This window comes from Phytopseudomonas argentinensis (assembly GCF_900113905.1).
GTDB classification, from domain to species: domain Bacteria; phylum Pseudomonadota; class Gammaproteobacteria; order Pseudomonadales; family Pseudomonadaceae; genus Aquipseudomonas; species Aquipseudomonas argentinensis.
Genome location: NZ_FORC01000001.1, coordinates 471,190 through 492,741, shown reverse-complemented (window position 1 = coordinate 492,741; position 21,552 = coordinate 471,190). Strand labels below are relative to the sequence as shown.

The following is a 21,552-nucleotide window of genomic DNA, read 5'->3' as shown; positions in this document are numbered from 1 at the left end:
CGGCGTGGACGCTTTGCCGCAGGCGCTCGAGGCTGCCAGGTTGCCGGTCGTGCATCGGATCGAGGACGTCCGCTGCCAGGCATTCAGCCTTCGGGCTGCACCCGCGGCTGCGGGCCGATATCGCGGATCGAGTTCGACACCCGGTAGCTGGGCGCCTGCAGGGCGCTGCGGATCTTTTCATAGTCCTCGTATTGCAGGCCGCTGCGGCTGAGCATTTCCAGCGCGAACTGCTTGATCTCGGCGTCGCTGTAGGGGCGTTCGGCAGCCGACTGCGGGCTCGCGCAGCCGGCAAGCAAGAGGGTAACGAGGGTGAGTACAAGAACCAGTGAGCGTTGCATGGTGGGCACCTGTGAGCGAGGCCGTTGGGATAGCGCATAGGCTATTGGCTGGCCGCTTGGTGCAGAAATCATTCACTTCGATAGTGGCTATCGGTGCCCCAGAGGCTGAGGTGTGCTCAGTCGTGGGGCCAGAGCAGCGGCAGTACGTGCAGGCGCAGCAGCGGCGCCAGGTCGTCACCCCGCGGGTCTTGAGGCGCCAGCCAGCGCAGCTCCTCGAGCTCGGCCGCCGGTGCAACCGGATGGCAAAGGGCGGCGCGAAAGATATCGGCGGCGATGCGGGTATCGGCTTCGTTGGCGGCCACTTCGTTGAAGTGGCCCAGCAGCGTGAATGCCGGGTCAGGCAACTGCAGGTTCAGCTCTTCGTCGAGTTCGCGAACCAGGGCCTGCAGGGCGCTTTCAGTGCTTTCGCGCTTGCCGCCTGGCAGCATGAACATACGCGTGCCCCGTTTGCGCACCAGCAGCAGCCGGCCGGCGTCATCGATCAGGCAGGCGGCTGCGATATGCAGGGTGCGTGGCGGCATGCTCAGCGCAGGTGGCGAGGCGTGGTTTCGAGCTGGCCGACCTTGACCGCCATCAGTGGGGAGTTGTTGATCCACACGTCGTCGATGACGATGGTGCGGCCAATGTCTTCCCCGTCGGCGGCGACCAGCAGGTAGTAGGTGCCGTCTTCCGGCGCTTCACCGTCCCAGCCCATGCTGGTCATGCCGATCACCGTGGAGGGGCGGGTCGGCTGGTTGGGAATCACCGTACCGTAGGCGTCCATCAGCACGGCGCGCGGCTTCAGGGCAAACTTGTTGATGCCCATGCAGGTGTGGTCGCACAGCGAGTTGACGTTCAGGCGGTAGCGCTCGCCCTGCTTGAGCTTCAGGGAGTAGACGCGGTAGTTGGACAGCGAGCTGCCGAACTGCATGCTGGCATCGCTTGCCAGGCCATGAGGCACCTTGCTGTTCGGGTCGAGGGGCAGTGGCACGACCTGGGCGTTGTGGATCGCCTCCAGGTTGCTGCGCACGATGCTGTCCTGGCCGACCGCGGCGGGCGCCACGGACGAATGAGGCGCGCTGCTGCAAGCTCCGAGCATAAGGCAGGCGGCGAGAATGAGGGATTTGTGCACGATGAAGCTCCTGTAAGGCTGCGTTCCGCTGGGCCCGAAATCGGCGCAGAAGGAAGCCGGACAGTATACCGGGTTATTGCGGCAATACCGTGATGGATTGCCGCAATTCGCCGCTTCGGCTCAATCAGCCGGCAAGGCCCACATAGACGTTCTGCACGTCATCGTGGTTGTCGATGGCCTCCAGGAACGCCTCGACTTCTTCGCGCTGCTCGGGCGTCAGGCTAGTCACCGGGTTCTTCGGGCGGTAGCCCAGGTTGGCCGAGTTGACGGTAAAACCCTGCTCGGGCAGGGCGCGGCTGACCATGTCGAGGTCGGTCGGCTCGGTGATGAACAGGGTGTTGCCTTCGTCGGCCTCGTCGAAATCCTGGGCACCGGCTTCGATGGCGGCCAGCTCCGGGTCGGCGCCGCTGTCACTGGAGGCTTCGATCAGCCCGACATGGTCGAAATCCCAGGCCACCGAGCCGCTACCGCCCAGTTGCCCCTTGCGAAACAGCACGCGGATCTCCGCCACCGTGCGGTTGACGTTGTCGGTCAGGCATTCGACGATCAGGGGGACCTGGTGAGGCGCGAAGCCTTCGTAGGTGGTGCGTTCGAAGTTGACCGTCTCGCCGCTCAGGCCGGCACCCTTCTTGATCGCGCGGTCAAGGGTGTCCTTGGGCATCGAGGCTTTCTTGGCCTGATGGATAGCCAGCCGCAGCTTGGGGTTCATGTCCGGGTCGGCGCCATTGCGCGCGGCGACCATGATCTCCTTGACCAGTCGGCCGAAGATCTTGCCCCTGGCGTTGGCGGCGGCTTCTTTAGGTTTGGCTTTCCACTGGGCGCCCATGTCTGTTCTCTCGGCTATGCGGGTGATGGCGTAGCGCAGCCTCGAATGACCGGAAAAGGCTGTGCGACGAATTTGGGTGGCAGATTTTAATCGCTCGGCGTCGCTCTGGCACCCGGCAAATCGCATTTAGGTGACCGGGAGCCGGCTGGCACGGCAAGGGCACCCGCCCCGCTGCCTTGCTGCTCAGGGCGTGCGCACCAGTTGGTCGACCAGCTGCAGGGCTTTCTCGAAGGACGGATAGCCACTCTTGGCGACATCCAGCTCGGCGTAGTCGGCGCGGTATTCCTCGGCACGGATAGGGTCGGCCTCATCGACCAGGTAGGGCTGCGACCAGATCCGGTACAGCAGGGCCACGGCATAAGGCTGCTGCTTATCGGCGGCAGCCTCCAGCTTGCTGAGCACTTCCTCGGTCTGCGGGCCCTCGCGGATCATCAGGATCGCCTGATAGAACTCCACCTCGCCACGCTCATCCTCGCTCGCGGCGCGGCGCAGCAGGGCGTTGGCCAGCTCATGGCTTTCCATGTCGCCGGACATCACCAGCATCTTGGCCTGCAGCATGTCGTTCTGGTAGAGCAGTTGGCGGTCCCGGCAACTGTCGCCGCTCAGCGGCTCGTCGCAGGTGGTCGGTGAGGCACAGCCCGCGAGCAGCAGGCTCAGTAGCAGGCAGCCAATGCCGTGTCGGCAGTCAATCATAGGTATCCCTCAGGCAAATCTGATGTATCGACCCGTGCGCCGCCCTCAGGTTCGGCTCGTCGATATCATTGCTGATTGAGCGCGTCGATCGCTGCGCCGATAAAGGCGTAGGTCTCCCGTTCGCGCTCATCCATCTCGGGCTTTGGCCAGGTGCTCCACACCACCGCAACGACCTTCTCCCTGGGGTTGATATACAGGAACTGGCCGAAGATGCCCTGGGCCTCGAACGCGCCGCCGTCATGGTTCGGCAGCGCCGCCGCGCCTGCGGGAAACAGCCACCACTGGTAACCATAACCCAGGGCGTACTCGCCGTCGTACAGCTTGCCGGGCTCCAGGTGCGAGCCCGGCGCGGCGCGGGTAGCACGCTGCAGCCAGCCGGCCGGCAGGATGCGTTCACCGTCGATTACCCCGTCATCGAGGATGAACTGGCCGAAACGGCCGTAATCGCGCAGCGTCGCCGACAGGCCACTGCTGCCGATCTCCTGGCCGGCACGGCTATCGAGCTGCCAGAAGGCGTCGCGCTCCATGCCCAGGCGCGCCCAGATGCGCTCGGACAGGTAATCGCTGGCGGTCATACCGGTTGCCGCGCGCACCAGTTCGCTCTGCAGGTGCGATTCGCCGGTGCTGTAGTTGAAGGCCGTGCCCGGCGCTTGTGCCTTCTTCAGGCCGGACATCTGCTTGAGCAGAGCGCCGGGATTGTTGGCCAACTGCAGCTCGAACATGCGGCGCCGGTCGGAGTGCGGGTCGCGGTAGGTTTCATCCCAGGCGACCCCGGAACTCATCTGCAGCACCTGCTCCACGCTCACACCATCGTAGGCACCGCCCTTGAGCTGCGGCAGGTAGCGGGTGACAGGGTCGTTCACGCTGGCGATCCTGCCCTGCTGCACGGCGGCGCCGATCAGGGTCGAGGAAATCGACTTGACGACACTGAAGGAGGTCCAGCGGGTGCTCGCGTCATTACCCATGGCGTACCTTTCCAGCGCCACCTTGCCGTCCTTGAGAATCAGCAGGCCGCTGACCTGGTTGCGCTGCATGAAGGCGTCGACGCCAAGGCGCTGACCGCCTGCGTTGTAGTGCACGGCCACTTCGCTGCGCGCCGGCAACGGATGGACCTTGGGGCCGCGATGCACGGTGCGCGTGTAGAACAGCTCGTCCATATGCCGGTAGGTGCCGGCTTGATAGGCCGGCGCCAGCTCGTAGAGATCCTGGGCGCGGCCAATGCGCTCGGGAGTGGCCACAGGTGGCGTCTGCGAACTGGCGCAGGCACCGAGCAGCAGGGCGATGGTCGCTGGAAGAACGGCGGCGCGGTAGCGTTGCAAGGTGGTCACGAGGCGTCCCTCAAGGCATGGTCGATGGCTCAACCATAGCCGATAACGGCCGCGAGTTGCGGGTTGTTGCATGGCCGAGAGGTTGAACTGTCTTTTGCGGGTGCGGCTCTACTCACCACATAGCCATAACCTGATGGAGACCACCATGGAACTGCCCAACAAAGACCTCGGTACCCTGTTCGAACAACTGGGGCTGCCGTCCGATCCCGCCAGTATCGATGCCTTCATCGCCAAGCATTACCCGCTGCCCGATGACATGAAGGTCTCCGAGGCACCCTTCTGGAACCAGGCCCAGGCCACCTTCCTCAAGGACGAACTGCTGGAAGATGCCGAATGGGCACCGGTGGTCGACGAACTCAACGTGCGCCTGCACGAGAACAAGCCGGCCTGATCGCGGGTCAGCCCGAACTCAGGCGCTGCAGCTCGCGCCTGACCATTGCCGCATACTCGGGCGGCGAAAGCTGGTAAAGCTCACCGGCGACCCAGGTCAGCCAGCTGGTACCCAGGCTGGCCTGCCGGGCCAGCAGACGCTGGGCTTCAGCGCTGGCCTGGGCGGCACGTTGCTGGTGGAAGTCGGCGCGGCTCATGATTGCCTCCCGTCTGGCGGATCGAAGCGCCCATTGTCCCTGGCGTCGGGCGCTTGGTAAACCGGGCGCTGCGCGTTAGGCTCGCGGCTTGAGTGCCAGATCGAGAATCGAGCGATGCCAGCAGCCGTGAATTTCAAACAGCGCATCTGCGCGTTGCGCCCCGGCGATAACGCCGGTGGCGACGTCGATCTGCTCTACGCCTTCGAAAGCGATCGCGGGCGGATCATCAATTCCGCGGCCATCCGCCGCCTGCAGCAGCGCACCCAGGTGTTTCCCCTCGAGCGCAATGCTGCGGTGCGCAGCCGCCTGACCCATTCCATGGAGGTACAACAGACCGGGCGTTTTATCGTTCGTACCTTGTACGCCCAGCTTGGTGCGCGTGCCGCGGACTATGGTCTGGATGATCTGCAGGGTGCGCTGGAAAGCCTGGTGGAAATGACCTGCCTGATGCACGACATCGGCAACCCGCCGTTCGGGCACTTTGGCGAATTCGCCATTGGCGAGTGGTTCGAGCGGGCCCTGGACGGGCTGTTTGCCGTGGCCGTGCCGCAGCACCTGAGCAACCCAGAACTGCAGGCACGCATGCGCGCCGATCTGCGCAATTTCGAAGGCAATGCCCAGGCGGTGCGCCTGGTGGTGAACCTGCAACGCCTGCGCCTGACCTATACCCAGACCGCCGGCCTGCTCAAGTACCTGCGCCCGGCCTATCAGCCCCGGCCCGGCAAGGGCGTGGCGGGCGCCTACCTGAACAAGAAGCCCGGCTTCTATCTCTCCGAAGAGCACTTCGTCACCGAGCTGCAGCAGGCCCTTGGCCAGGCACCGGGAACCCGCCATCCGGTGGCGTACATCATGGAGGCGGCCGACGACATCTCCTACTGCCTGGCCGATATCGAAGACTCGGTGGAGAAGGGCATTCTCACCGTGACCGAGCTGGCGCCGCTGCTGGTGTCGACCTTCGAGAAGCTGAAGTCCCCGGACACGCCGATTCCCGGCTCGCAGCAATCGTTTCGCGGCCTGGTCGACCAGGCGCTGCAGCGCTATGAAAACGAGGAGATCAACAAGGCGGGCGAGTTCTTCGTCAAGCTGCGCGTGAGCATGATCCACCCGCTGGTGCAGCATGCGGCGCGGCAGTTCATCGACAATATCGACGCGGTGCATGCCGGCACCCTGGATCGCGCCTTGATCGAGGACGACAGCCTGCCCCATGCCATCGTGCAGACCTTCAAGGATGTGGCCATGGCCCGGGTGTTCTGCCACCGTGAGGTGGAAACCCTGCAGCTGCAGGGCCACCGCATCATCCAGGGGCTGCTGGACAGCTACGGCGCCTTGCTACGGGTGGATGCCCAGACGTTCGTGGAACTGACCGAAGGCAACTGCCGCCGTGAAGCCTACCTGCAGATGCTGGTACGCCGCCTGCCGGGCCAGTTGATCAAGGCCTATCGCCAGGCCGTGCGTGAGTGCGGCGAAGCGGATCGTGCCGCCTGGGAGTTCTATCACCGTTGCCGGCTGGTGCAGGATTTCATCAGCGGCATGACCGATCAGCATGCCCACGATGAGTACCGCACGCTGTTCGCGCTGTAGGTGCGTCAGAGGTTCTTCCAGATCAGTTGTAGCCCAGCCAGCAGCATGCCCAGCCGGGCGATGCGGTAGAACCAGGTGTGGTTGATCCGCGACTGCAGCCACAGGCCCGTCCAGACGCCCAGTGGCACGATGGGAGCGAGCATCAGGCTGAGCAGCAGGTTTTCCCGGCTGAACTGGCCAAGCCAGGTATAGGGAATCAGCTTCATGGCATTGGTCAGCAGAAAGAACAGATTGATGGTCGCCACGTAACGCAGCTTGTCCAGTTGCTGGGGCAGCAGGTGCATCATCACTGGCGGCCCGCCGGCGTGGGCGACGAAGCTGGTGAAGCCCGCCACCGAGGAGAGCGCCAGGCCGCGCCCGGGCCGCAAGGGGCGAGGCGCCGGGTCGCTCCTGAGCAGGCCCAGCAGTACGAAGGCAATGGCGATAAGGCCGATCAGCAGGCCGATCAGCTTTTCGTTGAGTAGTTCGAAGGTCAGCGAGCCGATGACGATGCCGATCAGCGCGCCGGGCAGCATGACCCTGAGGTTGGCGATGTCCCATTTGCCCCAGTAGGCCTTGAGCCCTACCACATCGGCCAGGCAGAGAATCGGCAGCATCACCGCCACCGCCTGCATCGGCGAGGTGGCCAGGGCCAGTAGCGGCACGGCGATGCCGCCCAGCGCGCCGCCGAAGCCGCCCTTGGACAGCCCGGTGAGAAACACAGCAGGAATGGCGAACAACAACAGGTCGGCGAGGGTCATTGCAGGAGAGCTCATTGCGCGAGTGCGCAGGGTAGGGGCTGTGGCCGCAGCCTCGCAAGCCAGCCGATCACCTCACCTGATTCAGGAGTAACTACCCCATGCCCGATTTCCAGCAGCCCCGTCTCGAGGGTGAGCAGCTTGAGGCCCGTTATGCATTCGCCAAACGTGTGGCGCTGGAGGCGGCGCAGCGGGCCATGGAATTCTATACGCGGCGCAGCAGCCTGATCGTCGAACACAAGGGCAGCGACCTGCAGGATGTGGTGAGCATCGCCGATCAGGAGGTGGAGGCGTTCATTCGTGGCGAGCTGGCCCGCCACTTTCCAGACGACGGTATCGTCGGCGAGGAGGGTGGAAGTGATGGCTTGCAGGCGCGTTGCATCTGGGTGATCGACCCCATCGACGGCACCGCATGTTTTCTCAATGGCCTGCACAACTGGTGCGTATCCATCGGACTGCTGGTCGATGGGGAGCCGCTGCTCGGCGCGGTCGCCGACCCCAACCACGATGAGCTGTTCCACGGCTTCATCGGCCGCGGCGCGTTCGTCAACGATACGCCGTTGCAGGCCCACGGGGCGAGCCATGTAGGTGAAGGGCTGGTCGGCGTCGGTACCACCCATCGCCCTGGCCATGAGCACTTTCTGCCCTTTCTGCACGCCTTGCTCGACGGGGGCGGGCAGTTCGTGCGCAACGGCTCGGGCGCATTGATGACCGCCTATGTCGCGGCAGGTCGCCTGATCGGCTATTACGAGACCCACCTGAAAAGCTGGGACTGCCTGGCCGGCCTGGTGCTGGTGCGGGAGGCCGGCGGGCGCGGCAATGACTTCCTGCGCGGTGACGGCCTGCTGGGCGGCAATCCCTATCTGGTCGCCGCGCCTGGGGTCTATGACCAACTGGCAGCGATGATCGGGGCATCGCTGGACGCGCCGTGAGTCAGCCCTGGTCGAATTCGGCGAATACCTGTTCCCCGGTCAGCTCGCGGGTCTGGTTGGCGAAGCAGTAGTAGGCAGGCCGGGACTCGATGAAGATCTGGCTGTCGAACTGCCAGTCATGGTCGCCGTCGAGCAGGCCGACCGGCACCGCGTGGTGGCCCGTGCTTTTCAGGCGATAGAACAGGTGGCTGCCGCACTGGCTGCAGAAGCCGCGTTCGGCCCAGTCCGATGAATCGTGGATGCGTACCTGCTGCTCGCCCCCGAGTTGCACCAATTCGCCTTCCGCCACCAGCAGCGGGCCGCCGCCCCATTTGCGGCACGTCGCGCAGTGGCAGGCGCTGATGCTGGGGTTGGCGATGCGCAAGGTCAGGGTGACCGCGCCACACAGGCAACTGCCGTGTCTGTCGAGTTGAGTCATGGAAAAACTCCTTCAGCTCGGCCGGCGCTGACCTGCCAGCCCTAATTGACGGGAGAGGCCGCCTCGACGACCCGGTGGATGAATTGCAGCTTGCCGACCACGGCGGCCGAGAGCACGAAGGGGTAGAGATCCTTGTGGCCCATGCTGCGCGCCAACTCGTTGAGCATAGCGGCCAGTTCGATCCAGGCATTGATGAATTGCAGGAAGTGCTCGGCCTGGGGATCGTCGGGGTCGTACAGTGCGGCCCGAGTGAAGGGCCGGAACTCCAGTTCCACATCGCCTGCGCGCATGCCAAAGCTCAATGCGGTATCCAGGGTGTCCATCATGTGCAGGTAGTGGGCCCAGGTCTCCGCCCAGTCCTCCCACGGGTGCATGGTGGCGTAGGCACTGACGAAGCCGTTCTGCCAGTCTGCCGGTGGGCCCTGTTCATAGTGGCGCTGCAGCGCGGCGCCGTAGTCGATGCGCTCGTCACCGAACAGGCGACGGTAGTCGTCCAGCCAGGGGCTGCCGGCGATCAGCCGATCCCAGTAGTAGTGGCCGACTTCATGGCGGAAATGACCCAGGAGGGTGCGATAGGGTTCGCGCAACTGGATGCGCGTCTGCTCGCGCACGTCATCGTCGGCTTCGGCTATGTTCAGGGTGATCAGGCCGCTGGCATGTCCGGTCACCGGCGCCTGGCCATCGAGGTCGGGGCCGAGGAAGTCGAAGGCCAGGCCGCGGCTGGCATCCTCGTACTTGCTGAGCAGCGGCAGGCCCAGGTTGAGCAGTTGCGCGACCAGCCGGCGCTTGGCTATCTCCAGACGCGACCAGCGTTGTGGGTTGCCGGGTATCGACAGGTCGGGAATGGTGCGGTTCAGCTGGCAGGCAATGCAGCGCTGCGCTTCGCTGGCATGTGGCAGCAGCCAATTGCAGCCGGCTGCGGTATGCAGGTTGGCACAGCGCCGATAACGCTGCGCCTCGCCGTCGATCCGCCAGGTGTGTGCATCTTCACCGGCAATCAGGGTGATCACCTGGCCCCGTTCGGGCTCGTAGCCCAGCGGCGACTGGCATGCCAGGCACTGGCTGTTGCGAAAGAAGATGGGCTGGCCACAGGTGCATTTACCCAGGGCTTTCTGGCTGGGCATGCGAGTTTGCTTGGCCGAGTCGCCAATACGCAGGCCAAGGGCCTGGAAGAACCGGTTCATGTGATGGCCTCGCCCACGCTGACTACCGCAGCGATAGAGTGGTGCGCAGGGGCGGCGGTTCAGGGCTTTTCGGCGGGCGGGGAAAGCAGCGGGCGTAGCGGGCACAACGCCCGGCGCCGTTGCGGCACCGGGCATCCCATGAATCAGTCCTGGCGGCTGGTCACTTCGAGCAGGTGATAACCGAACTGGGTCTTCACCGGACCCTGCACCACGTTGACCGGGGCGCTGAACACCACGGTGTCGAACTCCTTGACCATCTGGCCAGGGCCGAACGAGCCCAGGTTGCCGCCGTCACGGCTGGACGGGCAGCTGGAGTTGTCTTTGGCGACCTGGGCGAAATCGGCACCGCCTTCGATGGCAGCTTTCAGTTCGTTGCACTTCTCTTCGGTGGCAACCAGGATGTGGCGGGCAGTGGCTTTGGCCATGGGGAAACACTCCATTCAAATGAGCTGCCGAGCCTACCGGATTCGCCCCATGAGTCAAATTGCTTGAGCGCCTGCTCAAGCCTCGCGAGCCGAGTGCAGGCGACGCGCAGTAGATCCTAAAGGCGCTAAGGCCGCCAGTCGTCGCGAAGACTCTGGGTTACGTGGTCGATGAAGGCGCGTACCTTGGGCGTCAGCTCGTGGCGGTCGCGCACGCACAGGTAGTAGTCGAGTGGCTCGATAATCGCCTGGTTGGCGGCCCCCTGCGAGGGCGCGAACAGCTGCTGCAGCTGCCCGCTCTCGAGCAGTGGTTCGGCGACGAAAGCGGCCAGGCGGGTGATGCCGCCACCGCTTACGGCTGCCCTGGCCAGCACGTCGATATCGTCGCTGACCAGGGCAACGCGAATCGGCGCCTCGAAGCGGACGCCATCGCGCACGAAGCGCCAGGGCATCAGGCGGCCATCCACGGCGACCTTGAAGGCCAGGCAGTCATGCTCGCGCAGTGCTTCGGGTGTATCCGGCACGCCGGCTTTGTGCAGGTAGGCGGGCGAGGCGCAGTACAGCGACGGCACTCTGGCGATATGCCGCGCCACCAGGCCGTCCTCGAGCTGCTGGGGAATGCGGATGCTGACGTCCACCGATTCCTGAATGTGGTTGACGCTGCGGTCCGTGGTGCTGAGTTCGCAGGCGATGCGCGGGTAACGGGCGCTGAAGGCGGGCAGCATCGGCGCCAGCACATAGCGGCCGAAGGCGGCACTAGAGGCGATGCGCAGCCGGCCCTGGGGATGGTCGTGCTGCAGGGTGGCGTTGCTGCGCGCCAGCTCGAGGTCACGCAGCACGGTGCGAACCTGGGCGAAGTAGCGCTCGCCGCTTTCGGTCAGCGCCAGGCTACGGGTGGTACGGGTGAGCAGGCGGATGCCCAGGGATGCTTCCAGGCGGGCGATATTCTGGCTCGCCGCTGCGGCGCTGATGCCCAGCAGGCGCGCACCTGAGGCGATGCTGCCGCTTTCCACCGCCTTCACAAAGCTCTCGATGCCGCGCAGGGTATCCATAGCCAAGCTTTCTACTGTCTGTCTGATTGATAAGGTTTGCTTGGTACTGACCTTACCTGTGGTGCGCTACACGGGACAATGGGCGATAACCATAATGGCCCCGCCTGCTGCAGGCAGAACCCCTCAACCATCAAGGATCCGCTATGCCTGATTCCGTACTGAACCCCGTCCGCTCCACCTGGAAACTGCCCGCCAAGTTGTCGCCGGTGGCCTTCGCCTTCTTCATGTCCGGCATCATGGCGTTTCTCATGTGCTTGGTGATCACCGCCACCAACCGCGGGCTGGCCGAAGGTTATCTAGGGGCAGTGCTGGAAGCCTATCGGCTGGCCATGCCGGTGGCGTTCGTCTGCGTGATGGGCGTGCGGCCGGTGGTGATACGCCTGGTCAGGCTGACGGTCAGAAGCTAATGTGAGATGTATCCAAAAATGACAAGATATTACCAAATGATTCCTTGATCGATGGTAGGCTGGCGTCCGAAATTCAGTCGATCCCATGGAGTTGCAGATGTTCTACAAGGAGTTGTTGTTCGCCGGCCTGCTGGCGGCCGTTCCATTGACCTGGGCAGACCAGGCGCCGACCCAGGAAGGGCAGGAGACCACGGCCACGCAAGCGGCTGAAGGCGAGTACCTCAGCGAGGAGCAGTTTCTCGACAGCCTCAACTTCCGCTCCGGCAAGGTAGTGGTGGGCAGCAACCTGGCGACCCTGAATCTGCCGGACAACATGGTGTTTCTCGATGGAGACGACGCCGAGCGCGTGCTGGTCGAAGCCTGGGGCAACCCGCCGGACGAAAAGCCGCCGTTGGGCATGATCCTGCCCAAGGGCGTTTCGCCCCTGGCTGACGAATCCTGGGCAGTGACCGTCGAGTACGAGGAAAGCGGCTATGTGTCCGACGAGGACGCCGCTGATATCGACTACGACGACATGCTCAAGGACCTGCAGGACGGTGCCAAGGCCGACAACAAGTGGCGCGCGGAAAACGGTTACGAGCCCATCGCCATCGTCGGCTGGGCCTCGGCGCCACACTACGATGCGCAGGGCAAGAAGCTGCACTGGGCCAAGGAAGTTAAATTTGGCGACAGTGACGAGCACATCCTCAACTACAACATCCGCGTACTGGGCCGCAAAGGCGTGCTGGTGCTGAACTTCATCGCCGGCATGCACCAGCTGCCGCAGATCGAGGAGAACCTGCCAGCGGTACTGGCCATGACCGACTTCAACGATGGCAATCGCTACGCCGACTTCAATCCCGACCTCGACGAAGTGGCCGCCTACGGCCTCGGTGCGCTGATTGCCGGCAAGGCAGCCGCCAAGGTCGGTCTGTTCGCCGCCGCTCTGGTGCTGCTGAAAAAGCTGTGGATTTTGCCCGTGCTGCTGATCGGCTGGGTATGGCGGCGCGTTACCGGCAAGAAGCAGGAACCGCAGCCGGCGCCGGTCGAGCCGCACATGCAGCCTGAAGCCAAGCCAGAACCTGCCCCCAGTGAAGCGCCGCCGCGGGTGTCCAGCGTGATGGATCTGAACAACCCGCCTGACGACAAGCGCTAGTCTTGACTGCAAGGAAAAAGCCCCGGCATCGACCGGGGTTTTTTTATGTCACTCGGGTAGGAACATCGCGATGACGATAAACAGCCAGAGCAGCAAGCCGGGCAGCATGCACAGCCAGTTGGCCAGGCTGAGCCGACTGTTCTGCTCGCCTGCCGGGTCGCCGCTGGCCAGGTTGGCCTGCTGCTGGATGGTTGCCAGCGGCCAGGCGGTCACCAGGGTTGTTGCTACCAGCAGGAGGATCTCCAGCAGCGGGTTGCCGAAGCTTTCGACGCGCGAAAGACCATTGCCGACAAAGACCAGTGCGATATACGCCCAGGCGATGGCGCTGTATTTCCACGCGCCGAGCCCCTTGGCCTGCAGCCGGCCTTGAATCAGTCGGCACAGCGAGTGAATGAAGAAGATATGAAAGATCGAGCGCGCGGCCGGGCTGATCTTCTTCGGCAGCATGCTGGTTCGCTGGCGATCCCAGTGCTTGTAGGCCCAGTAGATCGAATAGAAGCCGAGCGTGAAGAAGTACACGAGATACAGCTTGCGGGTGGAGGTGACGAAGAAGGAACCGTCGGCGCGTTCCTGTGGCAGGAGATCGGCGCTTGGGGTCTGATAGATATTGTCCATTCTGGTGTCTCGCAGGCACTTTCTGAGTGCTATGGCTAGGCGTTCGCCAGGCGAACGGCTCCTCCAGGAGCGCGAGAGATTTTACCGGCTATTTCCAGAATATGGCGCGAGCGTTCAGGAAGGTGGGCCATGGCGGCCCACCGGTGAGGGGCTCAACAGTAGGTGTCGAGCAGTTCCTGCTTCTGGGCGCGAGGGCGTGCCCAGTCGTGTTGCAGGGTGCGCAGCACGTTGCCGATGAAATCCCGGTCGGCAGCGGCGCGGCGGCCAACGTAGCCCTGGCCGCGACGGTAGGTGCGCAGGCGGGTGCGCATGTTCGGTCGCTGGCTGACGAACTCCTGTTCCGGCTGGTCCGCCGGCAGGCGGTCGAGGCGTACTTCACCCGACTCGCAAACCCACAGGATGTGGTTGTGCAGGCTGTCCTTGTGCTGGGAGAACAGCTGGGCGAGGTCTTCGATGGTCGGTTGCTTGTTCAGGTTCATGGCGTTACCCCTTCATTCTCTGATCTGTCTAGGGCGACCGCTGCAGTGCGGCCGTCATTGCCCGTGGCGTTTGAGTGCTGCCAGCTGCTGTGTAGTGATGCGTCAATATCGCTACGCAACAGCGGCCAACCGAGGTCGAGGTTGCCGGAAAGAGATCAGCGAAAAGGGTGCCGGATGCAGGTGATCCGCAGGATCAGCCACAGGCATCATGACAATGTCTCGCTAACGCTCTCGTCCTCGCAGGACGCTCGACTTCATCAATCTGCCTTGTGGGCAGTACATATCGTGGAACGCTCGGCTGGTATTACCGAGCTTGCCCAAGTGCCCTTGTCAGGGCTCCCGTCAGGGGAGGCGAGTCCATCATGCAAAAGCGCAAAGGGGTCGTCAACAGTTTTGTAGTGATTTTTTATAGGCGCTACATAGATTTTTCCGGGCCTTGCGAAAGCGTCTGGCGCGCCGAAAAATGACCGCAAAGTCAGCTGGCGAAGCTGCGCCCGTCACGCTCGCGCTGGGCATCGCGCTGCATCGACTCGAGGTTCTTTTCGATGGTTTCGCACAGCGCGTCCATCTGGATCTGGTGCTCGCTGGCCTGGAACGGGCTCTGCAGGTCACTGCCCACCCGCTCGATCGCCAGCAGCATGAAGCCGACCACCGTCGAGGCCAGCGGCGTGAACCACTCCAGGGTCTCCACCAGGCCGATGGGTACGATCACGCAGAACAGGGTGATGAACAGGCGTGGGAAATATACGTAGGGGTAGGGCAGCGGCGTATTGGCGATACGTTCCAGGCCGCCCTGACAGTTGGACACGTCGACCAGGGTACTTTCCAATCGGGCCAGGCGAATGCTGTCCAGGCGGCCCGCCTTGTATTCGCTGGCCAGCATGGCCGCGGAGCCGTTGAGAATGTCATTGGGAAAATTGTTGGTGGTATGGCGCCGCTCGAACTCATCGGCCGCCACGAAGGCGCGAACTTCCTCGTCGCAGGGCTCGTTACGCAGGCTCGCCGAGAGGCTTCTGATGTAGGCGACATGGCGGCGCAACAGCACCACCTTCACGGGGTTGCCGCCGTCATGGTCATCGATGAGCGTCAGCACCTGGCGGGCGAGGCTGCGCGAGCTGTTGATCAGCGCCCCCCAGATGGTGCGCGCCTCCCACCAGCGGTTATAGGCGCTGCTGTTGCGAAAGCTGATCAGCACCACCAGCGCCGAGCCGAGCAGGGTCAGCGGCATGGAGGGCAGGCTGATCTTGCGTTCCAGAAACAGCATGTAGTCGACGGTGACGACGATGTCCCATATCAGCAGCCAGAACAGCGACCAGCCGACATAGCCGAAGGTCTTCAGAAGATAGCGATAACCACTGGTGAAGGATCGCGTCACGTGGAGTTCTCCGCGAGCAAGGAAGGCGAAAGCGCAGAGATTGGGACGTGGGGGCGGATGAAAGGTTCGCCAGGGCGCGCGATTCAGCGCTGCCGGCGCGCCTTGGCCGGTGCCTCGAAGAACTCGACTTACGGGCGTGGCCCGCCGGCGAAGATGAGGTTCAGCCGCGCGATCATCGGCCCGGCCGCAGTGCTCAGGGTATCGCCTATCCCCACCAGGGGCGACATGTGCCGTGGCTCGAAGCATTAGACCGCCAGCTGCAGCAGCACCTCCAGCGATTGGCTGAGGCGCTGGTGTCGCGGCGAGGCTGTCGAGCAGAGCGACGGGGGTCGAGCGAGCAGGCGGTTTGGGTCACAATCATGGGCCAGGTCTTACGCGGTTTCAGCCGCTGGGGCGATTGGCTGAAGCATTTGGCCCAAGTGGTTGTCCATCATCAGATTGGCAGAGTGGATTGAGAGGAAGCACGGATGAGTGATTCACCCAAGCGGGTTCGGCAGATCGTTACGGCAGCTTTGCTGCTTTGCGCGAGTGCCGCAGGTACTGCAAGGGGCGATGAAGCCGCGCAATTGACCAAGCTGATCAACAGCTATCGCGAGGCCGGGCAGGGCTGTGGCGGGCAATCCAGCCCGGCGGCCGGCCCCTTGGCGCCTGACCGGCGCCTGGCCGGGCAACAGGTCAGTTCCTCTGAACAACTACAGCAGGCCCTGCAGCAGGCCGGCTACCAAGCTGAAGCCGTGCAGCTGATCCGTGTCACCGGTCCGAATACGCCGGAAGCGGCCATGGCCATGCTGCAGCAGTCGTACTGCAAGCAGCTGCAGGATGCGCAGTTCGCCGATATTGGCGTGCGCCACGAGGGAAATAGCTGGCAGGTGGTACTCGGGCGGGCGCTGTTGCCGGCGCGCCTGGGCGATTGGCAGGAAGAGGGCAAGGCGATTCTGGCCGCGGTCAACAAGGCCCGTGGCACGGCCCGCCAATGTGGTGATCAGCCTTTCGACGCTGCCGAGCCATTGACCTGGAGCGACGCGCTGGGTCAGGCCGCTCTAGCCCATAGCCGCGATATGGCGATGAACAGCCTGTTCAGCCATCAGGGCAGCGATCGCAGCCTGGTCGGCGCCCGTGCAACCGCCGCAGGCTACACCTGGACGGTGATCGGCGAAAACATTGCTGCCGGCCAGGGGCGTGCCGAGCAGGTGGTCGAGGGCTGGCTGGCCAGCCCCTCGCACTGCTACAACCTGATGAACCCGGACTTCCATGAAATGGGCGCGGCCTATGCCAGCAACCCGCAAAGCCAGGCGACCATCTATTGGACCCAGGTATTCGGCGCGGCGGGGCGTTCGGGGCTCTAGGCGGGTTTTATTTTGTGGTGTTGATGGAGGCTGGCGTAGATATCCGCCCAGCCACATCAGCTTTGGAAGCGCGCCATGCGCGCGAATCGCGGGCATGGACTAGGCGTCCCGCCCGCTCCCACAGAAGCAAAAGTTGCTGCAAATAGCAGAGTCTTCCTGAGTCTCAGGCCTGCCGATCACTCAATAGCGGCGGCATCGGGCAGTCCAGTGTATCGGCGACGGCGCGCATCAACTCTGCTTCACCGGCGCTGATGCGCCCGTCGTGCTCGATGCAGCGGGCCATGGCCTTGAGCAACTGGGGCTTTTGCAGCGGGCGCATCTGATTGAGGCGATTGAGCGCATCGTTCAGTTCGCTGATCCCGGCGCGGCGCTGGTCGGCGAACTCCCTGGCGGTGAACGGCAAGGTGCTCCAGGCCGCCTGGAACGCCTGATCGGCTGCCTGCTCGCTGGGGTTGCCGGCGCGCGCCAGGGCCACCAGCAGCACGCAGCTTTCATTGCCCAGCGCCGCCAGCGGCAGGCGGCCTTGCACCGGGCGCTGCATGCCCAGGTTGCGTTCGACGATGCGCAGCAGCGCCCACTCCATGAAACCCAGTTGCCCGGTGCTGATCAGCAGGGTGCCGATATCGCGCTTGAGGCTGACGAAATCCTGGGGCTCGAGTTGCTTGAGTGCGGGAATGGCCAGTTCCAGCAGCGGCAGGCGGCGCCCGGCCGGCAACTGCTGTAGCGGCGCGGCAAGCTCCAGCAGGCGGTCGGCCAGCAGGGGTGGCAGGTTGGCCTGCATCCAGGTCATGCGCTGCTGGCGAGTGGCGTCGTCGGGGCCCAGCAGCAGACCATAGAGAATCGTCAGTGCGCCGTGTGGGTCGTGAGCGGCGTCACGCAGGGGCTCGTCGATCTGCGCCAGGCTCTCGCGGGCTTCCTCCAGATGCAGCGGTTGTGGCTCGCCGATGCTGGCAATGGCGGCACTCGCCGCGGCAGCGCTGAAGCCTGCGGTAGCCGCCTGTTGCGGCGCGGCGGGCTGCGCCGGTGATTCGAACACCTCGTCACCGAGCACCACGCCTTTCCAGTCTGGGTCGATGCGGCGGATGCGCTCTTCCAGCGGCGGGTGAGTGGCCATCATCTTGCTCAGTGCCAGGCCCTGGCCGAAGTACATATGGCTGTACTCGGCGGCATGGCTGGCTTCCAGGCGAGAGCCGGCGCCCAGCTTCTTCAGCGCGCCGGCGATGCCAGCGGGGTTGCGGGTGTACTGCACGGCCGAGGCGTCGGCGAGAAATTCGCGCTGGCGGCTGACCGCGGCCTTGATCAGGTTGCCGAAGAAGGTGCCGGCGTAGCCGATCACCAGCAACGCCAGGCCGACCACCATCACCAGCGCGACGGCATTGCCACGGCCCTTGTCATCCGAGCGGCTGGACGAGCGGCCCGCACCGCCGTGGCCGACGCCGCGCATCAGCAGCTCGCCGATCAGACCGAGCAGCAGGATGCCGTGCAGCACCGCCACCAGGCGGGTATTGAGGCGCATGTCGCCATGCAGGATATGGCTGAATTCGTGGGCGATCACGCCCTGCAGCTCGTCGCGACTGAGCTTTTCGATGGCACCGCGGGTTACCCCAATCACCGCGTTCTGTGGACGCAAGCCCGCTGCGAAGGCGTTGATCGCGGGCTCTTCGAGCAGGTAAACCGGCGGCACCGGCACGCCCGCAGCCAGGGCCATTTCTTCCACCACATTGAGCAGCCGTTGCTCGTGCAGGCCTTCGGGCTTGAGGTTGAGCAGGCGCCCGCCAAGGCGCTCGGCCACCACCTTGCCGCCGCCGCGCAGTTGCGAGGTCTTGAACGCCCAGCCGAGAAACACCACGCCGACCACCACGGTTGCCACGCTGAGCAACAGTTCCTGGCTCAGCGACTGCAGGCTGTAGTTACCGTATTGGTATACCTGCCAGGCGACGGCGATCACCAGGGTGGTACTGACCACCAGGGTCACCACTGCCAGAATCAGCAGGATCACCAGGCGTGAGGTATTACGCCGGGCCCGGTCCTGATGCTCGAAGAAATCCATCTAAATACGCCCCGTGCTCAGAAGGAGACTTTGGGTGCGTCCTGAATCGCCGCGCTGTCGGCGAATTCCAGCAGGGCCGCGTCGGTACCATGGCCGAAGGCACCTGCCAGCACTACCGGCGGGAAGCTCTGGCGGTAGGCGTTGTAGGCGGTGACCGCGTCGTTGTAGGCCTGGCGGGCAAAGGCCACCTTGTTCTCGGTGCTGGAAAGCTCTTCGCTGAGCTGCTGCATGTTCTGCGAGGCCTTCAGATCCGGGTAGGCCTCGACGGTCACGTTGAGGCGGCCCATGGCATTCTTCAGCATGCCCTCGGCGTTGGCCAGCAGGTTCATGCTCTGGGCATCGCCCGGATTCTGCGAGGCCTGCTTGAGACCCTCGACCGCACCGTTACGAGCGGCAATCACCGCCTCGAGGGTTTCCCGCTCGTGGGCCAGGTAGGCCTTGGCGATTTCCACCAGGTTGGGAATCAGGTCGTAGCGGCGCTTGAGCTGCACCTCGATCTGCGCGAAGCCGTTCTGGTAGCGGTTGCGCAGGCTGACCAGGCGGTTGTAGACACTGATCACGTAGAAGACCACCACGACCAGTACGGCGATGATGATAAGGGTGGAGATATCCATGAGATGTCCCTATCGGTTGTGTAGAAGTGGCCGCATGGTAGCGGAAACTGCAGGCTATCGGGCACGCCATGGCCGTGCAGTCGGCGTGGATGTGCGGTGGTTCCTGTTACTGCTCGTCTGGCTTGTTCGGGCTTAGCGCGGTCATCTGCACGGTCAGGCGCGGCGTCGCCAGGCTCAGGCCGGACTCGTCCAGGTGGCGCTTGAGCCCCAGGTTGAAGGCGCGCGACACCTCCCACTGCTTGATCGGCGCAGTCTTGAAGCGCGCACGCAGCACCGCGTTGCCTGACTCGAAACTTTCCACGCCCTGGATCTCCAGGGGAGACCAGATGTTGCGGCGCATCAGCACGTCGTTGCGCAACTCGGTGGCCACCTCGCGCAGCAGTTTGATGGCTTCGTCGATGTTCATGTCATGGGGCACCGCGACGCGAAAGATGGCGTAGCCGAATTCGCGCGAGTAGTTCTTGATGCTCTTGATTTCGCTGAACGGGATGGTGTGCACGATGCCGTCGATGTCGCGCAGGCGCACGGTGCGGATGGTCAGGCCTTCGACGGTACCGAGGTGGCCGCCGACGTCGACGTAGTCGTCGATGGCCAGGGAGTCTTCGATGATGATGAACAGGCCGGTGATCAGGTCCGCCACCAGCGATTGGGCGCCAAAGCCGATGGCCAGGCCGATTACCCCGGCACCGGCGAGCAGCGGGGTGACGTTCATGCCCATGTTGGCCAGGGCGACGATGGCCGCGATGATGAAGATGCTGATGAACAGCACGTTGCGGATCAGCGGCATCATGGTCTGTGCGCGGGCGTTGGTCTGGCCCTTGCGTGAGCGCGTCAGGGCGTGGTGCACCGCGGTGTCGGCGAGAATCCACACCAGCCAGCCGCAGGCCAGGGTCGCACCCAGGCCGATCAGCTTGAGGCTGATCTCGTGGCCGTCGCCCTGGGCGAAGCGGATCAGCGACAGCCCCCACACGCGCAGGCCCAGCTCGATGAACAGCAGCCAGACGGCGAGGCTGAGCATGGTGTGGAAGAAGTTCTGGAAGCGCTCGAAATAGGCGGCATGGCGGCGGTGGCGCGAGCGGCTGCGGAACAGCCGCCGCCTGATCAGGCCGTTGATGACCATGCAGGTGACCAGCAGCACGGTGCACACCAGCGACTGGCGGAAGGCGGTGCTGGTGTCGCCGGCCGACACGAAGGTGGCCGACAGGGAAATCGCCACCAGGGCCAGGGCCGGCAGGTACCAGAAGCTGCCCAGCAGCTCTACGGTCTCGCTGATGCCGCGCTGGCGCAGACGCCGCGCCAGGGGCTGGTTGCGGATCAGGTGGGCGATCGGGCGACGGAAACGCAGGATGAACAGGCCGGTGCACAGCGCCGCCAGCACGTTGGTCAGGGTGGCGGTGGTGTGCGCCAGGTTGCCACCCAGGCTGGCGACCAGGCGTGGGTCGTTGAGGGCCTCGCCAAAGGCGGCGAAACTGCCGATCAGCCACAGCGGGCGAAAGGCGCGGCGGCGCAGGATGTTCAGGGCGGTACGCCGGTGCGGGCCGTCGAGCAGCGAGAAGGCGATCACGCAGATCGCCGAGAAGCAGGTGCCGACCACCAGCGCGTAGGCCAGCACCATGGCCAGGTCGCGGCCCAGGGAGGCGGGCAGTACATAGCTCAGGTAGCCGGTGATCAGCAGGGCGGCGAACCAGGGGCCGAGTTTGCGCAGGGCGAAGCGCAGCAGGTCGGTGGGGCGCGGGTTCTGGGGCAGCTCCTCGGCGAGGCCGAAACGCAGGCGCACCTGGTGGCTGAGCGCGCGCAGCCCGAAGGCCAGCAGGCTCCAGATGCCGATGATCAAGGCGAAATTACTGACCAGCGCCAGGCGCTCGCCGGCCTCGGGCAGCAGCGCCGCCAGTTCGCTGCGGCTGCGCGACAGCTCCAGCTGCCAGCGCGCCAGGGGGCTGTGCTCGCCGGAGAACTGGCTTTCGATCTCGGTCAGCGTGCTGCCGATCAAGCCCAGCACGCCATCGCGGCTCTCGGGCTGGGCTTGCTGGGTGGTATCGCGCAGGGTTTTCAGGTCATTGAGCAACTGTGCCCGTTGCTTGTCGTTCTCCAGCGACTGGATCACTTCGTCGAGGGAGCGATCCAGCGGTTGGTCCGCCTGGGGCTGGGCGCTGGACTCACCGCTGCTGCCGAACAGGGTCGGGATGCCCGCTGCCTGTGCCAGCGGACAGGCAAGGATCAACAACGTCAGCAACAGCAGGCGGCGTAGCAGGGCGTTGAAGCGGATCACGCGCGAACTCTCCATCACGCGGGTGAGTGTCGTGGCGGCACCAGCCGACGCCG

At 64.3% G+C, this 21,552-nt stretch carries 24 protein-coding genes; 6 read left to right on the top strand and 18 right to left on the bottom strand.

Annotated features, from left to right (window positions below):
• Positions 1-83 precede the first annotated feature (83 nt).
• The 6 genes from BM154_RS02235 to BM154_RS02210 all read right to left on the bottom strand — a co-directional run bounded on the left by BM154_RS02235 (position 84) and on the right by BM154_RS02210 (position 4,296).
• Positions 84-338, bottom strand: coding sequence for a hypothetical protein (locus BM154_RS02235; RefSeq protein WP_074880455.1), 255 nt, complete (start codon positions 336-338; stop codon positions 84-86).
• Between the two features lie 116 nt (positions 339-454).
• Entirely contained in the window at positions 455-859 is a 405-nt protein-coding gene (locus BM154_RS02230; protein WP_074880453.1) for an NUDIX hydrolase, read from the bottom strand.
• Positions 860-861: 2 nt separating this feature from the next.
• The gene (locus tag BM154_RS02225; RefSeq protein ID WP_074880450.1) at positions 862-1,449 is read right to left on the bottom strand and encodes a hypothetical protein; all 588 of its coding nucleotides are present in this window, start codon (positions 1,447-1,449) and stop codon (positions 862-864) included.
• Between the two features lie 124 nt (positions 1,450-1,573).
• Positions 1,574-2,275: a YebC/PmpR family DNA-binding transcriptional regulator gene (locus BM154_RS02220; protein WP_074880447.1), complete on the bottom strand. Its 702-nt coding sequence runs from the start codon at positions 2,273-2,275 to the stop codon at positions 1,574-1,576.
• A 183-nt stretch (positions 2,276-2,458) separates the two neighbouring features.
• Positions 2,459-2,968: a hypothetical protein gene (locus BM154_RS02215; protein WP_074880444.1), complete on the bottom strand. Its 510-nt coding sequence runs from the start codon at positions 2,966-2,968 to the stop codon at positions 2,459-2,461.
• A 65-nt stretch (positions 2,969-3,033) separates the two neighbouring features.
• A complete protein-coding gene (locus BM154_RS02210; RefSeq protein WP_083414435.1) occupies positions 3,034-4,296 on the bottom strand; it encodes a serine hydrolase domain-containing protein in 1,263 nt (420 codons plus the stop codon).
• A gap of 145 nt (positions 4,297-4,441) precedes the next feature.
• Between BM154_RS02210 and BM154_RS02205 the strand changes: the two genes are divergently transcribed.
• A complete protein-coding gene (locus BM154_RS02205) occupies positions 4,442-4,687 on the top strand; it encodes a DUF2789 domain-containing protein (RefSeq protein ID WP_074880441.1) in 246 nt (81 codons plus the stop codon).
• Positions 4,688-4,694: 7 nt separating this feature from the next.
• Here BM154_RS02205 and BM154_RS02200 read toward each other — a convergent pair whose 3' ends face one another.
• Positions 4,695-4,883 (bottom strand): hypothetical protein, encoded by a 189-nt coding sequence (locus tag BM154_RS02200; RefSeq protein ID WP_074880438.1) that lies wholly within the window; start codon positions 4,881-4,883, stop codon positions 4,695-4,697.
• A 114-nt stretch (positions 4,884-4,997) separates the two neighbouring features.
• On the opposite strand from BM154_RS02200, the gene dgt reads away from it, so the two are divergent.
• Positions 4,998-6,464, top strand: a complete 1,467-nt coding sequence (gene dgt / locus BM154_RS02195; protein WP_074880436.1) for a dGTPase — start codon at positions 4,998-5,000, stop codon at positions 6,462-6,464.
• A 5-nt stretch (positions 6,465-6,469) separates the two neighbouring features.
• Here dgt and BM154_RS02190 read toward each other — a convergent pair whose 3' ends face one another.
• Positions 6,470-7,204, bottom strand: a complete 735-nt coding sequence (locus tag BM154_RS02190) for a sulfite exporter TauE/SafE family protein (RefSeq protein WP_074880434.1) — start codon at positions 7,202-7,204, stop codon at positions 6,470-6,472.
• A gap of 98 nt (positions 7,205-7,302) precedes the next feature.
• Here BM154_RS02190 and BM154_RS02185 point away from each other — a divergent pair, with 98 nt between their 5' ends.
• Positions 7,303-8,133 carry an inositol monophosphatase family protein gene (locus tag BM154_RS02185; RefSeq protein ID WP_074880430.1) on the top strand — a complete coding sequence of 277 codons (831 nt, stop codon included), beginning with the start codon at positions 7,303-7,305 and terminating at the stop codon, positions 8,131-8,133.
• Between the two features lies 1 nt (position 8,134).
• Here BM154_RS02185 and BM154_RS02180 read toward each other — a convergent pair whose 3' ends face one another.
• The 4 genes from BM154_RS02180 to BM154_RS02165 all read right to left on the bottom strand — a co-directional run bounded on the left by BM154_RS02180 (position 8,135) and on the right by BM154_RS02165 (position 11,209).
• Complete coding sequence (locus BM154_RS02180) at positions 8,135-8,551, bottom strand: GFA family protein (protein WP_074880427.1); 417 nt, start codon at positions 8,549-8,551, stop codon at positions 8,135-8,137.
• Positions 8,552-8,592: 41 nt separating this feature from the next.
• On the bottom strand, positions 8,593-9,735 hold the full coding sequence (locus tag BM154_RS02175; RefSeq protein WP_074880425.1) for a zinc-binding metallopeptidase family protein: 1,143 nt from the start codon (positions 9,733-9,735) through the stop codon (positions 8,593-8,595).
• Positions 9,736-9,878: 143 nt separating this feature from the next.
• Positions 9,879-10,160: a peptidylprolyl isomerase gene (locus BM154_RS02170; RefSeq protein ID WP_070886824.1), complete on the bottom strand. Its 282-nt coding sequence runs from the start codon at positions 10,158-10,160 to the stop codon at positions 9,879-9,881.
• A 125-nt stretch (positions 10,161-10,285) separates the two neighbouring features.
• Positions 10,286-11,209 (bottom strand): LysR family transcriptional regulator, encoded by a 924-nt coding sequence (locus BM154_RS02165; RefSeq protein WP_074880422.1) that lies wholly within the window; start codon positions 11,207-11,209, stop codon positions 10,286-10,288.
• A gap of 143 nt (positions 11,210-11,352) precedes the next feature.
• Between BM154_RS02165 and BM154_RS02160 the strand changes: the two genes are divergently transcribed.
• Positions 11,353-11,616, top strand: coding sequence for a DUF2798 domain-containing protein (locus BM154_RS02160; protein WP_074880418.1), 264 nt, complete (start codon positions 11,353-11,355; stop codon positions 11,614-11,616).
• 97 nt (positions 11,617-11,713) lie between these two features.
• Positions 11,714-12,751 carry a DUF2167 domain-containing protein gene (locus BM154_RS02155; protein ID WP_074880415.1) on the top strand — a complete coding sequence of 346 codons (1,038 nt, stop codon included), beginning with the start codon at positions 11,714-11,716 and terminating at the stop codon, positions 12,749-12,751.
• Positions 12,752-12,799: 48 nt separating this feature from the next.
• On the opposite strand, the gene BM154_RS02150 is transcribed toward BM154_RS02155, so the two are convergent.
• The 3 genes from BM154_RS02150 to BM154_RS02140 all read right to left on the bottom strand — a co-directional run bounded on the left by BM154_RS02150 (position 12,800) and on the right by BM154_RS02140 (position 15,220).
• Positions 12,800-13,366, bottom strand: coding sequence for an MFS transporter permease (locus BM154_RS02150; RefSeq protein ID WP_074880412.1), 567 nt, complete (start codon positions 13,364-13,366; stop codon positions 12,800-12,802).
• Between the two features lie 152 nt (positions 13,367-13,518).
• Positions 13,519-13,845: a hypothetical protein gene (locus BM154_RS02145; protein ID WP_074880409.1), complete on the bottom strand. Its 327-nt coding sequence runs from the start codon at positions 13,843-13,845 to the stop codon at positions 13,519-13,521.
• Positions 13,846-14,320: 475 nt separating this feature from the next.
• Positions 14,321-15,220 (bottom strand): bestrophin family protein, encoded by a 900-nt coding sequence (locus BM154_RS02140; protein WP_074880407.1) that lies wholly within the window; start codon positions 15,218-15,220, stop codon positions 14,321-14,323.
• 467 nt (positions 15,221-15,687) lie between these two features.
• Between BM154_RS02140 and BM154_RS02130 the strand changes: the two genes are divergently transcribed.
• Entirely contained in the window at positions 15,688-16,566 is an 879-nt protein-coding gene (locus BM154_RS02130; protein ID WP_074880401.1) for a CAP domain-containing protein, read from the top strand.
• Positions 16,567-16,729: 163 nt separating this feature from the next.
• On the opposite strand, the gene BM154_RS02125 is transcribed toward BM154_RS02130, so the two are convergent.
• From BM154_RS02125 to BM154_RS02115, 3 genes are all read right to left on the bottom strand, one after another.
• Positions 16,730-18,616, bottom strand: a complete 1,887-nt coding sequence (locus BM154_RS02125; protein ID WP_074880399.1) for a M48 family metallopeptidase — start codon at positions 18,614-18,616, stop codon at positions 16,730-16,732.
• A 17-nt stretch (positions 18,617-18,633) separates the two neighbouring features.
• A complete protein-coding gene (locus BM154_RS02120) occupies positions 18,634-19,230 on the bottom strand; it encodes a LemA family protein (protein WP_074880396.1) in 597 nt (198 codons plus the stop codon).
• A gap of 106 nt (positions 19,231-19,336) precedes the next feature.
• A complete protein-coding gene (locus BM154_RS02115) occupies positions 19,337-21,514 on the bottom strand; it encodes a mechanosensitive ion channel family protein (RefSeq protein WP_425272793.1) in 2,178 nt (725 codons plus the stop codon).
• Between the last annotated feature and the right edge of the window lie 38 nt (positions 21,515-21,552).

Excerpts from the sequence above, each read along its gene's own strand:
- BM154_RS02235 (WP_074880455.1), bottom strand. The coding sequence starts at position 338 with ATGCAACGCTCACTGGTTCTTGTACTCACCCTCGTTACCCTCTTGCTT.
- BM154_RS02230 (WP_074880453.1), bottom strand. The coding sequence starts at position 859 with ATGCCGCCACGCACCCTGCATATCGCAGCCGCCTGCCTGATCGATGAC.
- BM154_RS02220 (WP_074880447.1), bottom strand. The coding sequence starts at position 2,275 with ATGGGCGCCCAGTGGAAAGCCAAACCTAAAGAAGCCGCCGCCAACGCC.
- BM154_RS02215 (WP_074880444.1), bottom strand. The coding sequence starts at position 2,968 with ATGATTGACTGCCGACACGGCATTGGCTGCCTGCTACTGAGCCTGCTG.
- BM154_RS02205 (WP_074880441.1), top strand. The coding sequence starts at position 4,442 with ATGGAACTGCCCAACAAAGACCTCGGTACCCTGTTCGAACAACTGGGG.
- BM154_RS02200 (WP_074880438.1), bottom strand. The coding sequence starts at position 4,883 with ATGAGCCGCGCCGACTTCCACCAGCAACGTGCCGCCCAGGCCAGCGCT.
- dgt (WP_074880436.1), top strand. The coding sequence starts at position 4,998 with ATGCCAGCAGCCGTGAATTTCAAACAGCGCATCTGCGCGTTGCGCCCC.
- BM154_RS02190 (WP_074880434.1), bottom strand. The coding sequence starts at position 7,204 with ATGACCCTCGCCGACCTGTTGTTGTTCGCCATTCCTGCTGTGTTTCTC.
- BM154_RS02185 (WP_074880430.1), top strand. The coding sequence starts at position 7,303 with ATGCCCGATTTCCAGCAGCCCCGTCTCGAGGGTGAGCAGCTTGAGGCC.
- BM154_RS02180 (WP_074880427.1), bottom strand. The coding sequence starts at position 8,551 with ATGACTCAACTCGACAGACACGGCAGTTGCCTGTGTGGCGCGGTCACC.
- BM154_RS02175 (WP_074880425.1), bottom strand. The coding sequence starts at position 9,735 with ATGAACCGGTTCTTCCAGGCCCTTGGCCTGCGTATTGGCGACTCGGCC.
- BM154_RS02170 (WP_070886824.1), bottom strand. The coding sequence starts at position 10,160 with ATGGCCAAAGCCACTGCCCGCCACATCCTGGTTGCCACCGAAGAGAAG.
- BM154_RS02165 (WP_074880422.1), bottom strand. The coding sequence starts at position 11,209 with ATGGATACCCTGCGCGGCATCGAGAGCTTTGTGAAGGCGGTGGAAAGC.
- BM154_RS02160 (WP_074880418.1), top strand. The coding sequence starts at position 11,353 with ATGCCTGATTCCGTACTGAACCCCGTCCGCTCCACCTGGAAACTGCCC.
- BM154_RS02155 (WP_074880415.1), top strand. The coding sequence starts at position 11,714 with ATGTTCTACAAGGAGTTGTTGTTCGCCGGCCTGCTGGCGGCCGTTCCA.
- BM154_RS02150 (WP_074880412.1), bottom strand. The coding sequence starts at position 13,366 with ATGGACAATATCTATCAGACCCCAAGCGCCGATCTCCTGCCACAGGAA.
- BM154_RS02145 (WP_074880409.1), bottom strand. The coding sequence starts at position 13,845 with ATGAACCTGAACAAGCAACCGACCATCGAAGACCTCGCCCAGCTGTTC.
- BM154_RS02130 (WP_074880401.1), top strand. The coding sequence starts at position 15,688 with ATGAGTGATTCACCCAAGCGGGTTCGGCAGATCGTTACGGCAGCTTTG.
- BM154_RS02125 (WP_074880399.1), bottom strand. The coding sequence starts at position 18,616 with ATGGATTTCTTCGAGCATCAGGACCGGGCCCGGCGTAATACCTCACGC.
- BM154_RS02120 (WP_074880396.1), bottom strand. The coding sequence starts at position 19,230 with ATGGATATCTCCACCCTTATCATCATCGCCGTACTGGTCGTGGTGGTC.
- BM154_RS02115 (WP_425272793.1), bottom strand. The coding sequence starts at position 21,514 with ATGGAGAGTTCGCGCGTGATCCGCTTCAACGCCCTGCTACGCCGCCTG.